Consider the following 12,000-nt stretch of genomic DNA (forward strand, 5'->3'; position numbering starts at 1 on the left):
GATAAGGCCAGATCATGCAACGAAGATTTGATGCCGGGTCAGAGGGCTTTTGTGGCGAGGGAGCTTGCTCCCGCTAGGGCGCGAAGCGGCCTCAAAACCTGACAACCCGGTGTGTCAGGCAAGTGGAGTTGTCTGCTTGGGTCTGCTTCGCAGCCCAGCGGGAGCAAGCTCCCTCGCCACAGAGGGCTACGCAGGTGATTGAGTGGGGGCATTGTTGGCGAACAAGGCCTTGGACCGGGTAGAGCTTCGGACTTGATGCAGTAAGTGCCGGCCTCATCGCGAGTTCGCTCACACAGGGGCTGGTGTCGATCCCAAGTTTTATGCACAACACAAAACTACTGTGGGAGCGAGCTTGCTCGCGATAAGGCCAGATCATGCAACGAAGATTTGATGCCGGGTCAGAGGGCTTTTGTGGCGAGGGAGCTTGCTCCCGCTAGGGCGCGAAGCGGCCTCAAAACCTGACAACCCGGTGTGTCAGGCAAGTGGAGTTGCCTGCTTGGGTCTGCTTCGCAGCCCAGCGGGAGCAAGCTCCCTCGCCACAGAGGGCTACGCAGGTGATTGAGTGGAGGCATTGTTGGCGAACAAGGCCTTGGACTGGGTAGAGCTTCGGACTTGATGCAGTAAGTGCCGGCCTCATCGCGAGTTCGCTCCCACAGGGGCGGGTGTCGATCCCAAGTTTTATGCACAACACAAAACTACTGTGGGAGCGAGCTTGCTCGCGATAAGGCCAGATCATGCAACGAAGATTTGATGCCGGGCCAGAGGGCTTTTGTGGCGAGGGAGCTTGCTCCCGCTAGGGCGCGAAGCGGTCTCAAAACCTGACAACCCGGTGTGTCAGGCAAGTGGAGTTGCCTGCTTGGGTCTGCTTCGCAGCCCAGCGGGAGCAAGCTCCCTTGCCACAGAGGGGCTACGGACGAATTTCGATCATCGTGCCATCCGGCACCAGGTTCCAGACTTCGCGCATGTCCACGTTGCGCATGGCAATGCAGCCATCGGTCCAGTCCAGCGTATGGAACAGCTGTTCAGGGTTTTCCTCGCTGTCCGGGGTGCCGTGGATCATGATCATGCCCCCCGGCTCCACGCCTTCACGGCGGGCGCGGGCGGCGTCGCTGATGTTGGGGTAGGAAATGTGCATCGACAGGTAGAACCGGTCACTGGTCTTGCGCCAGTCCAGCCAATAAAAACCTTCGGGGGTGCGTTTGTCGCCCTCGATCAGCTTGGGGCCTTTCTTGGCGCCCTTGCCCAGGGAAATGCGATAGGTCTTGAGCGGCTTGCCGTCGTTGATCAATTGCAATTGATGGGCGGACTTGAGCACCAGCACTTTTTCGATGACCTTGCCGTTGTAGGTTCCCACCGCGGCGGCCTGGGACACAACGGTGAACGACAAGCAGAACAGGACAAGCAACCAGCGCATTGAAACGATATCCCTAGAGGTGTCGCGGCTATATTCGATTGGTTTTTTCAGGTGTTGGCCGGCTGAGCCAGCGGCGGGATCGATTCGGATCGCACCGGGTAATCCTCCGCCCGGCGGTCGGCATAGAAATATTCCAGGGTGCGGCCCACCGTACGGAAAGCCAGTTCGTCCCAGGGAATGTCCGCTTCTTCGAACAACTTCACTTCCAGGCTCTCGGGCCCGGCGGCGAAATCCTCGTCCACCAGTTCGGCGCGGAAGAATACATGTACCTGGCTGATATGCGGTACGTCAATCAGCGTATAGATGCTCAAGTTTCGCACCCGGGCGCAAGCCTCTTCGGCGGTTTCCCGCACGGCGGCCTGTTCGATGGTCTCGCCGTTCTCCATGAAACCTGCAGGCAGCGTCCAGTAGCCGCGTCGCGGTTCGATGGCGCGTCGGCACAACAACACCTTGCTGCCCCAGGTCGGCACGCAACCGGCCACGATGTTGGGGTTCTGGTAGTGGATGGTGTGGCAGGTGTCGCAAACGAAGCGCAGGCGCGAGTCGCCTTCGGGTATGCGCTGGGTCACCGGGTTACCGCACTGGCTGCAGAATTTCATGCTTGGGTTCCTGAATGCTGCGCCTATCTTGGCGTGCGCGGCAGGTGTCGGCAAGTTGTCGTTTCGCGACACGACGCGGTGCGGGGGTTGGGCCGCTTGAATGATTGGTGCATGATGCAAGGTAGCGAATAAATCGAGAAGTCTCATGCTGGACGAGCTACTGCATCGAGTAAGCAACCACACCCCACACGACCTGCAGGCCGACCGACGTTTCCCTGAAGCCGCGGTGCTGGTGCCGATCACCCGCAGTGACGAACCGGAACTGGTACTGACCCTGCGCGCCAGCGGGCTATCGACCCATGGCGGCGAAGTGGCGTTCCCCGGCGGGCGTCGCGACCCGGAAGACCCGGACCTGATCTTCACCGCCCTGCGCGAAGCCGAAGAAGAAATCGGCCTGCCCCCTGGCCTGGTGGAAGTGATCGGCCCCCTCAGCCCGCTGATCTCGCTGCATGGCATCAAGGTCACGCCGTATGTCGGGGTGATTCCAGACTACGTCGAATACCAGGCCAACGATGCCGAGATCGCGGCGGTATTCAGCGTGCCGCTGGAGTTTTTCCGCAAGGATCCGCGCGAACACACGCACCGGATCGACTACCAGGGTCGCAGTTGGTATGTGCCCAGCTATCGGTTTGGCGAGTACAAGATCTGGGGGCTGACGGCGATCATGATCGTCGAACTGGTCAACCTGCTGTACGACGCCGAGATCGACCTGCACACCCCGCCAAAGAGTTTCATCAATACCTGATGCCCCGAGGATTCCCATGAAATACCGCCTGGGCGATGCCCGTGTCGAAACCCACCCACAGAGCTGGGTCGCACCCAACGCCACGCTGGTGGGCAAGGTCCGCCTCGAAGAGGGCGCCAATGTCTGGTTCAACGCCGTGCTGCGTGGCGACAACGAGCTGATCCTGATCGGCAAGGACAGCAACGTGCAGGACGGCACGGTGATGCACACCGACATGGGTTATCCACTGACCATCGGTACCGGCGTGACCATCGGCCACAATGCCATGCTCCATGGCTGTACGGTGGGCGACTACAGCCTCATCGGCATCAACGCAGTGATCCTCAACGGCGCGAAGATTGGCAAGCACTGCATCATCGGCGCCAATGCGCTGATCGGCGAAAACAAGGAGATTCCCGACGGCTCGCTGGTGATGGGCTCGCCCGGCAAGGTGGTGCGTGAATTGACCGAAGCCCAGAAGAACATGCTCGTGGCCAGCGCAGCGCACTATGTGCACAACTCGCAGCGCTATGCCCGCGACCTGGCCGAGCAGGAACCATGAGCGCCCCTGAACGCCCGGTGCCTTCGCCCTGCGTGAACATCTGCGCGCTGGACGATGACGACATCTGCACCGGCTGCCAGCGCACCGTGGCGGAAATTACCCGGTGGAGCCGGATGGACAACGACGAACGCCGCGGGGTCTTGGCGTTGTGTCATGAACGGGCCAAGGCCAGTGGGTTGGTGTGGATGTTGCCGGCGAGGCGGTGATGTCGGAGATGGAACACAACCCCTTGTGGGAGCGAGCTTGCTCGCGATGACGGAGGTACATTCAACAGTGTCTCGCGCTGACCACCGCTATCGCGAGCAAGCTCGCTCCCACAGGGGATCATGGTGTTTCCTTGAGTCCCGTCCACCGACCCAACCCCACCACCCCCAACGCAATCCCGACAAATCCCGCCAGTATCCCCCCGGCATTGATGAACACCTGTGGATAACCCAGATTCGCCACGTCGATGAAAGGGTAGGGGTAGGCCGCCAGTAAATCCCCCCGCAGCAGGACATAGGCGAAATAGACCAAGGGATAGATCATCCACAGCCCGATGTGGCCCAGGCGCAAGCTGCCTTTGGGCACCCACCGCCACCAATAGGCGATGTAGAGCAAGGGCACCACGTCATGCAGTAGTTCGTCGGCCACGAACTGCCAGCCTTCGGGTTGCCAGAGGTGGCGCAGCAGCAGGTTGTAGGCCAGGCTGACCAGGGCGATGCTCACGGCGACGCCGCTGCGTACGCTGGGCTGCAGGAACCAGCGGCGGGCCGGGGCTGGGCGAGGGGTCAGCTCCCAGGTCAGGACCACCGCCACCCACAGGTTGGTCAGTACTGTGAAGAAACTGAAGAAACTCACCAACCCGCCCAGCAGGCTCGCCCCCAGTTCCCAGCGACCCAGCAGGATCAGATACAACTGGATGCTCAACCCCGACCAGGCCAGCAGCGCCGTGACCGACACGAAGCGCTGGCGCAGGGTGAGGCGAGGACCTCTATCAATCTCCACGGCGGCTCAGACCGGCCGTTTGGTGCGCATCAACTTGATGTACAAGCGCTCGACTTTCTCCCGCGCCCAGGGGGTCTTGCGCAAGAAGGTCAGGCTCGACTTGATGCTCGGGTCGCTTTTGAAGCAGCGGATATCGATGCGTTCAGCCAGGCCCGACCATTCGTAGTGCTGCACGAGGGCGTTGAGGATCTGCTCCAGCGTCACGCCGTGCAGCGGGTTGTTGTTGGGTTCGGTCATGGGAGGCCTTCGCGCAAAAAAGGGTAAAGCCGCGCACCTTAGCCGAGGTGCCCTTGTGGTGGAAGCATAGCCTTCATCGTGGGGCTCCCGGGCCAGGCGCACTGTTACCAAATCCGAGATGATCCATGTCAACAAAAGCCCTTTCTCTATCGAGAACAGGACATTATCCTTGCGCCGCCTGCTGAAACGCTTCTTCTGTTGTGCCGAAGCCTCTGCGTCCAGCTCATTCCTGCTGAAAGATCTGATGAATGCCCAATGTCCCGATCCTGAAAGACAGCGCTGTCTTGGTGAATTCCTGCGGGAGCGAGCTTGCTCGCGATAACGCTTGCACATCCAACATTGAAGCCGACTGACACGCCGCCATCGCGAGCAAGCTCGCTCCCACAGGGATCGCGGCAGCCAATTTGCTTTTTTCAACTGAACCATGCCCCCTCAAGATCGTCATCTACAGTGACTACTTGCGCGGGCCTCCTTAAAACATCACGGAGAATCACACTATGAGCACTGAGGGTGCTTTGAGTCGAAGCCGTCTGCTACCGAGCCTGCTCGGCATTCTGCTTCTATTGATGGGCCTGGCCCTGCTGGCTGGGGGAGTCAAGCTGAGCACGCTGGGCGGCTCGTGGTATTACCTGCTGGCCGGGATCGGCCTGGCGCTGACCGGCGTGCTGCTGATCATGGCCCGTCGCGCGGCCCTGGGCCTGTACGCACTGGTGCTGTTCGCCAGCACCGTATGGGCGCTGTGGGAAGTGGGCCTGGATTGGTGGCAACTGGTGCCGCGCCTGGCGCTGCTGTTTGCCCTGGGCATCGTCATGTTGCTGCCGTGGTTCCGTCGCCCGTTGTTGACTGCCGATGCCTCGGCCATGGGCACCCGTGCATTGGGCGCCGCCGTAGTCATCGCTGGTGTCGCGGCGCTCGCCAGCCAGTTCACCAACCCGGGTGAAATCAAAGGTCAATTGGACCGTGACGCCGTGCCGGGCATGACCAACACCGCTCCGGCCATGCCGGACGGCGACTGGAACTCCTACGGGCGCAGCGCCCACGGCGACCGCTATTCGCCGCTGGTGCAGATCACCCCCGAGAACGTCAGCAAGCTGAAAGAAGCCTGGAGCTACCGCACTGGCGACCTGCCAGGGCCGAACGATCCGGGTGAAACCACCGCCGAAAACACTCCGCTGAAGGTCAACGGCATGCTCTACGTGTGCACGCCTCACAGCCAGGTGATTGCCCTGGAGCCTGAAACCGGCAAGGAAATCTGGCGTTTCGATCCGAAGCTTTCCACGCAAAAAGCGGAAAACTTCAAGGGTTGGGCCCACATGACCTGCCGTGGCGTGACCTACCACGATGACGCTGCTTACGCTTCCGCCGAGCAGAGTCCCACCGGCAGCGCCAGCACCACGCCGGCCAGCACCGTGTGCCCGCGGCGGATCTTCCTGCCGACCGCCGACACCCGCCTGATTGCCCTCAACGCCGACACTGGCAAGATGTGTGAAGACTTCGGCGACAAAGGCCAGGTCGACCTCACCGCCAACATCGGCGGCTTCACGGCCGGCGGTTACTACTCCACCTCGCCACCGGCGGTCACCCAGAACCTGGTAGTGATCGGCGGCCACGTCACCGACAACGTCTCCACCGACGAGCCGAGTGGTGTGATCCGCGCCTACGACGTACACACCGGCAAGTTGGTGTGGAACTGGGACAGCGGCAACCCGGACGACACCACGCCGATTGCCGAAGGCCAGACCTACACCCGCAACTCGCCGAACATGTGGTCCATGTTCAGCGTCGATGAAAAACTCGGCATGCTCTACCTGCCGATGGGCAACCAGACCCCCGACCAGTTCGGTGGCATGCGTACCCCGGAATCGGAAAAATACGCCGCCGGCCTGACCGCCCTGGACATCGCCACCGGCAAGGTGCGCTGGTACTTCCAGTTCACCCACCACGACCTGTGGGACATGGACGTCGGCGGTCAACCGACGCTGATGGACATGAAGACCGCCGATGGCGTGAAACCCGCCGTCCTGGCGTCGACCAAGCAGGGCAGCATCTACGTGCTGGACCGCAGCAATGGCCAGCCGATCGTGCCGATCAAGGAAATCCCGGTGCCGCAAGGCGCGGTAGAGGGCGACCACACCTCGCCGACCCAACCGATGTCCGACCTGAACTTCGTGCCGCCGGTCCTCAAGGAACGCGACATGTGGGGCGTGACCCCGTTCGACCAGATGTTGTGCCGGATCGACTTCAAGTCGCTGCGCTATGACGGCATGTTCACCCCGCCGTCGCTGCAAGGCTCGATCGTCTACCCGGGCAACTTCGGCGTATTCGACTGGGGCGGCATTTCGGTGGACCCGGTGCGCCAGATCGCCTTCGTCAACCCGAGCTACATGGCGTTCAAGTCGAAGCTGGTGCCAGCGGCGGAAGTGGCCGGTGGTCCGGGTCGCAAGAGCGAAACCGAAGGCGTGCAGCCGAACAAAGGCGCACCGTATGGCGTGATCCTCGAAGCGCTGCTCTCGCCGATGGGCCTGCCTTGCCAGGCGCCGGCGTGGGGTTATGTCGCGGCGGTGGACCTGACCAACAACAAGACCCTGTGGAAACACAAGAACGGCACCGTGCGCGACAGCTCGCCGGTACCGATTCCGCTGAGCATGGGGGTTCCGAGCCTGGGTGGCACGTTCACCACTGGCAGCGGCCTGGCGTTCCTCAGTGGTACGCTGGACCAGTACCTGCGTGCCTATGACGTGAAAAACGGCAAGCAGCTGTGGGAAGGCCGCCTGCCCGCCGGTGCCCAGACCACGCCGATGACCTACACCGGTAAAGACGGCAAGCAATACGTGCTGGTCGTTGCGGGTGGTCATGGCTCCCTGGGGACCAAGCAGGGTGATTATGTGATTGCCTACAAACTGCCGGATTAAGCAAAACCGGCGCCCATGAAAAAGGCGACACCCTTGCGGGTGTCGCCTTTTTATTTATCCAGCAATGTAGAAAGGCTTGGTGTGGCAAAGCTTGTGGGAGTAGTTCAGCCTGTAGGGAGCAAAGCTTGCTGTGGGGAGCAAGGTCTGTGGGAGCAAGGCTTGCCCGCGATGAACACAACACGGTCTTTGAAACCGAGTCGCCTGTATCGCGAGCAAGCTTTGCTCCCACAGGCTTGCACCCATAGGCCTTGTTCCTGCAAGCCTTACAGTTCGATCTTCACCGCTTGCGAAGCCCGGGTCGCCTTGGCACGGGCCGCTTCGATGGATTCGTCGCGGGCCAGGGCCACGCCCAGGCGGCGCTGGCCGTTGACTTCCGGTTTGCCGAACAGGCGCAGGGCGGTGTCCGGTTCGCTCAGGGCCACGCCCAGGTTGGCGAACGCGGTCTGGGTCGATTGGCCTTCCACCAGGATCACCGACGACGCCGAGGGGCCGAACTGGCGGATCAGCGGGATCGGCAGGCCGAGAATGGCGCGGGCGTGCAAGGCGAACTGCGACAGGTCCTGGGAAATCAGCGTCACCAGACCCGTGTCATGCGGGCGTGGCGAGACTTCGCTGAACCACACCTGGTCGCCCTTGATGAACAGCTCGACGCCAAACAGGCCACGACCGCCCAGGGCCTCGGTCACGGCCTTGGCCACGCGCTCGGATTCGGCCAGGGCCGCCGGGCTCATGGCCTGGGGCTGCCAGGATTCCTGGTAGTCGCCTTTCTCCTGACGGTGGCCGACCGGTGCGCAGAAGGTAGTGCCGCCCACGTGACGTACGGTAAGCAAGGTGATTTCGTAGTCGAAATCGATAAAGCCTTCGATGATCACCCGGCCCTTGCCGGCACGGCCGCCTTCCTGGGCGTAGTCCCAGGCTTTTTGCACGTCATCGGCGCTGCGCAACAGGCTCTGGCCCTTGCCCGAGGAACTCATCACCGGCTTGACCACGCAGGGGAAGCCCAGGGTTTCCACGGCCTTGCGGTAGCCTTCGACGGTGTCGGCGAAGAAATACGGCGACGTCGGCAGGCCCAGCTCTTCGGCGGCCAGGCGACGGATGCCTTCACGGTTCATGGTCAACTGCGCGGCGCGGGCGGTGGGGATCACGGTAAAGCCTTCGGCTTCCAGTTCCACCAGGGTGGCGGTGGCGATGGCTTCGATTTCCGGCACGATGAAGTGCGGTTTCTCGGCCTCGATCACCGCACGCAGGGCGGCGCCGTCGAGCATGTTGATCACATGGCTGCGGTGGGCCACTTGCATGGCCGGCGCGTTGGCGTAGCGATCCACGGCAATCACCTCGACGCCCAGGCGCTGCAGCTCGATTACCACTTCCTTGCCCAGCTCACCGCTGCCACACAACAAAACGCGGGTCGCGGTGGGCGACAATGGAGTTCCGATACGGGTCATCTGAAGGTCCTCAAACAGGAGCGGATCATCGCGGGTTGCGCGCCGGGCGAGCTTCCCATGGGGAGAAAGCGCGGCATTTTACATGAACAGCGGGGTTTGGCTTCAGGTGGCGACGGTTTGCTTGCGCAAACGCCAGGCCATGATCAGCCAGACGACCGTGACCCCGGCGAATTTCGAGGCCAGGGCGGTGATCACCACGCCTGGCGTCAGGGCATCGATCAGGCCGAAGAAAATGAAGGTGTCGAGGGGAATGCTCAGGGCCGAACTGATCCACAGCCGATCATGGAGCGGGCGCTTGGTGATCGTGAACACCAGCCAGTCGATGCACTCGGACACGGCGAATGCCGTGGCGCTGGCCAGGGCGATGGTCGGATCCGAAGTGACGTAGGACAACACCAGCGCCACCAGCATCGCCACGATGGCGCCATGGCCGAAACGGGTCTGGACCATGTCCCGCAGGATGAACACCAGCCCGCCCCAGGCCGACCAGATGATGTCCAGGTGCGGCGCGGCGGAAAACGCGAAGTTGATCAGCACGACGCTGGCGATGTAAGCGATCAGGAAGAGCATGGGGTACCTGGTGAAATGTCTTGCGAATCATTAAGAACAGCGATATCCCCGTGGCGAGGGAGCTTGCTCCCGCTGGGCTCTGTAGGAGCTGCCGAAGGCTGCGATCTTTTGATCTTTCGCTTGGGACTCAAGTGTTTGGGGAAAGATCGCAGCCTCGTTGCACTCGACAGCTCCTACAATGCATTCCAGCGGGAGCAAGCTCCCTCGCCACGGGGTTCTGTGTTGTGCAGAGGGACAGGGTAGTTCAGCCGCCGCCAGTACCTCAATCTTCCTCACTACCCTCCGCCTTCCAATACCCCACGGCCTTGACCAAATCCTGGTCCAACCCTTTCTCCTCCAGCAACACCTTGCGAATCTGCCGCGACACCTTGCTCTCGGTCGCGACCCAGGCGTACAGCTTGCCGCCGGGCATTTCCAGCTGTTGCACGGTTCGCAGCAGGTTGTCCTGGCGGCCTTCGCGCAATACCCAGATCACCTGGACCTGCGCCGGGCTCTGGAGGATCTGCTGTTCGGCGCCGTTTTCCACTTCAACCACCACCAGGGCCCGTCGGTTCGGCGCCAGGCCTTCGAGGCGGCGGGCGATGGCGGGCAGGGCGGTTTCGTCGCCGACCAGCAGGTAGCTGTCGAAGATGTCCGGCACGATCATCGAGCCCCGGGGCCCGGCGATATTGAGGTATTGCCCGGGTTCGGCCTGGGCCGCCCAGGTCGAGGCCGGGCCGTCGCCGTGGAGCACGAAATCGATGTCCAGCTCCAAGGTGTCCAGGTCATAGCGGCGTGGCGTGTAGTCGCGCATCTCGGGCATCGGGCCCTGGGCCTTGCCCGCGCTGGGGTTGAAGTTATCCAGGGCGGCCTGTTCCTCGGCGTTCTGCGGGAACAGCAATTTCACATGGTCATCCGTGCCCAGGCTGGCGAACCCGGCCAGTTCCGGCCCGCCGAGGGTGATGCGGCGCATGCGTGGGGTCAGGTCCACCACCCGCAACACTTGCAGGCGGCGACGCTTGATCTCGTGGCTGACGCGGTGAATGGTGTTTGGATCGTATTCAGTCATTGCTTGACTCCGAAACTGAGGGACGGGCAGGGCCGTCGACGATGGCTTTGACGGTGTCGTTAAGCAGGCCGCTTACCCGCAGGATTTCTTCCGGGCTCCAGCGGCCTTGATGCATCTGTAGCGCATCACGCAGGTGACCCACCGCTTCGTGGATCTCGGCAGGCCGATCCTGGTCACGCAGGGTGCGCTTGCTGGTTTCGATGCGCATCCGCACGCCGTCCAGCGCTTCGGCCTGGTCTTGAAGGAATAGACGTCCGGCATCGGTCGCGCTGTAACACTTTTTTCCACCCTCGGCGTCGCCGCTGATCATCTTACCCATTTCAAGGTGGGTCAGGGTCGGGTAGATCACGCCGGGGCTGGGGCTGTAGGCACCGTCGAACATGGACTCGATCTGCCGGATCAGCTCGTAGCCGTGGCAAGGTTTCTCGGCAATCAGGGCCAGCAACAGCAATTTCAAGTCACCGGCGACGAAAACCCGTGGGCCGCGACTGCCGCGCTCGCGACCGGGCGAACGTCGTTCGAAGCCATCCTGACGACCCTGTTCATGAGTGGAAGGGGAATAAAGGACTGTCATGTTTTTGCTCTCTGTTGCGCATAAATAGAACCGAGATATATCTTTGACTTCAGATATATCTTCGCTTATATAGATATATCTTGAAATGAAGATATATCTTGGTTTGGTCCTACAAGAAGTGAAGTATGACCTTACCTGAATCCCTTAAGTTTGCGGGACGAAACTGGGTGGGTATCAGGAAGTATTAACCGTAACTAGTGGGAATGTGGGAATGCTCTTACATTAAAAGTTACGTTTTATCGAAAATTGCGTATTTTTCTCTGTGTTGTATGTTCGCTTTACTACAAGCCTATGCGAACTTTCCTGCTTATTTTTAATTAAAGAGCGACGATCATGCACCGGCGTTGAAAGGGGCACGCCAAGCTGTATTTGGCCTGCAACTTCAGCCCTTCCCTCTTTATTGCTATGAACAGGTGTCAACAATGCTCATGAAAATCGTAACCGCAGCTTCCCTGACCGCCGCGGCCCTGAGTTCTTCGCTGGCTTTCGCTGCTGACGACGCACGTTCGTCCATCCATATCACCGCAAATATCCCGACCGATCAGTTCCACGTGCAGCCAACTGACGCGAATTGGGGTAAGAACGAGACCATGACGTACAACACGGTCAACGGCACCCTGACTTCGCTGCGCCAGACCTACAACGTGAAAAACACCGTCGGTTCGGTCAATGCCTACATCGAAAACGGCCCGGCTGCGCTGTACAACGGCAGGGATGCCATCGACCTGACCACCACTTTCAACGGCGTCACCCTGACCGCCATGTCCCAGGAAGTGGTTGACGATGCAACCTCCACCCCAGGGACCCAGGCCGAGATGGTCATCCTCCCGGCCAAGCCTCTCAACACCCAGAATGGTGTGTACACCGCCGACATGACCGTCATCTTCGACGCCGTGCCACGCCCGTAATGCCATTCGCTGCCCGGTGA

Annotated in this window: 13 protein-coding genes; 5 read left to right on the top strand and 8 right to left on the bottom strand. The window is 61.1% G+C overall.

The window, feature by feature from the left end; translation table 11 throughout:
• Window positions 1-907 precede the first annotated feature (907 nt).
• Both IB266_RS09995 and IB266_RS10000 read right to left on the bottom strand, forming a co-directional pair.
• Window positions 908-1,414, bottom strand: a complete 507-nt coding sequence (locus IB266_RS09995) for a L,D-transpeptidase family protein (RefSeq protein WP_192261097.1) — start codon at window positions 1,412-1,414, stop codon at window positions 908-910.
• Between the two features lie 47 nt (window positions 1,415-1,461).
• Complete coding sequence (locus IB266_RS10000) at window positions 1,462-2,013, bottom strand: NUDIX hydrolase (RefSeq protein ID WP_092166299.1); 552 nt, start codon at window positions 2,011-2,013, stop codon at window positions 1,462-1,464.
• Between the two features lie 145 nt (window positions 2,014-2,158).
• Here IB266_RS10000 and IB266_RS10005 point away from each other — a divergent pair, with 145 nt between their 5' ends.
• The 3 genes from IB266_RS10005 to IB266_RS10015 are packed head-to-tail and all read left to right on the top strand — an operon-like array spanning window position 2,159 to window position 3,505.
• Window positions 2,159-2,758: a CoA pyrophosphatase gene (locus IB266_RS10005; protein WP_060740824.1), complete on the top strand. Its 600-nt coding sequence runs from the start codon at window positions 2,159-2,161 to the stop codon at window positions 2,756-2,758.
• 16 nt (window positions 2,759-2,774) lie between these two features.
• Window positions 2,775-3,299, top strand: a complete 525-nt coding sequence (locus tag IB266_RS10010) for a gamma carbonic anhydrase family protein (RefSeq protein WP_060740825.1) — start codon at window positions 2,775-2,777, stop codon at window positions 3,297-3,299.
• Entirely contained in the window at window positions 3,296-3,505 is a 210-nt protein-coding gene (locus IB266_RS10015) for a DUF1289 domain-containing protein (protein ID WP_024619283.1), read from the top strand. Before IB266_RS10010 ends, IB266_RS10015 begins: the two co-directional genes overlap by 4 nt.
• A gap of 118 nt (window positions 3,506-3,623) precedes the next feature.
• Here IB266_RS10015 and IB266_RS10020 read toward each other — a convergent pair whose 3' ends face one another.
• Together IB266_RS10020 and IB266_RS10025 are read right to left on the bottom strand one after the other, a co-directional pair.
• The gene (locus IB266_RS10020; RefSeq protein WP_412548305.1) at window positions 3,624-4,280 is read right to left on the bottom strand and encodes a Pr6Pr family membrane protein; all 657 of its coding nucleotides are present in this window, start codon (window positions 4,278-4,280) and stop codon (window positions 3,624-3,626) included.
• Between the two features lie 12 nt (window positions 4,281-4,292).
• Window positions 4,293-4,523, bottom strand: a complete 231-nt coding sequence (locus IB266_RS10025; protein ID WP_003205228.1) for a VF530 family DNA-binding protein — start codon at window positions 4,521-4,523, stop codon at window positions 4,293-4,295.
• Window positions 4,524-5,020: 497 nt separating this feature from the next.
• Here IB266_RS10025 and IB266_RS10030 point away from each other — a divergent pair, with 497 nt between their 5' ends.
• Window positions 5,021-7,435 (top strand): glucose/quinate/shikimate family membrane-bound PQQ-dependent dehydrogenase, encoded by a 2,415-nt coding sequence (locus tag IB266_RS10030; protein ID WP_192261099.1) that lies wholly within the window; start codon window positions 5,021-5,023, stop codon window positions 7,433-7,435.
• Window positions 7,436-7,698: 263 nt separating this feature from the next.
• Here the strand turns inward: IB266_RS10030 and purT are convergent, their stop codons facing one another.
• The 4 genes from purT to IB266_RS10050 form a co-directional block, all read right to left on the bottom strand.
• Window positions 7,699-8,880 (bottom strand): formate-dependent phosphoribosylglycinamide formyltransferase, encoded by a 1,182-nt coding sequence (purT, locus tag IB266_RS10035; RefSeq protein WP_192261100.1) that lies wholly within the window; start codon window positions 8,878-8,880, stop codon window positions 7,699-7,701.
• A gap of 102 nt (window positions 8,881-8,982) precedes the next feature.
• Window positions 8,983-9,450, bottom strand: coding sequence for a preQ0 transporter (locus IB266_RS10040; RefSeq protein ID WP_192261101.1), 468 nt, complete (start codon window positions 9,448-9,450; stop codon window positions 8,983-8,985).
• A gap of 262 nt (window positions 9,451-9,712) precedes the next feature.
• A complete protein-coding gene (locus tag IB266_RS10045; RefSeq protein ID WP_192261102.1) occupies window positions 9,713-10,498 on the bottom strand; it encodes a siderophore-interacting protein in 786 nt (261 codons plus the stop codon).
• Window positions 10,491-11,072, bottom strand: coding sequence for a PadR family transcriptional regulator (locus tag IB266_RS10050; RefSeq protein WP_192261103.1), 582 nt, complete (start codon window positions 11,070-11,072; stop codon window positions 10,491-10,493). The genes IB266_RS10045 and IB266_RS10050 overlap by 8 nt, the downstream gene beginning before the upstream one ends.
• Window positions 11,073-11,494: 422 nt before the next feature.
• Here IB266_RS10050 and IB266_RS10055 point away from each other — a divergent pair, with 422 nt between their 5' ends.
• Window positions 11,495-11,980, top strand: coding sequence for a CS1 type fimbrial major subunit (locus IB266_RS10055; protein WP_192261104.1), 486 nt, complete (start codon window positions 11,495-11,497; stop codon window positions 11,978-11,980).
• The last annotated feature ends 20 nt before the right edge of the window (window positions 11,981-12,000 follow it).

This window comes from Pseudomonas sp. Pdm06, assembly GCF_014851795.1.
In the GTDB taxonomy this organism is placed as follows: domain Bacteria; phylum Pseudomonadota; class Gammaproteobacteria; order Pseudomonadales; family Pseudomonadaceae; genus Aquipseudomonas; species Aquipseudomonas fluorescens_AA.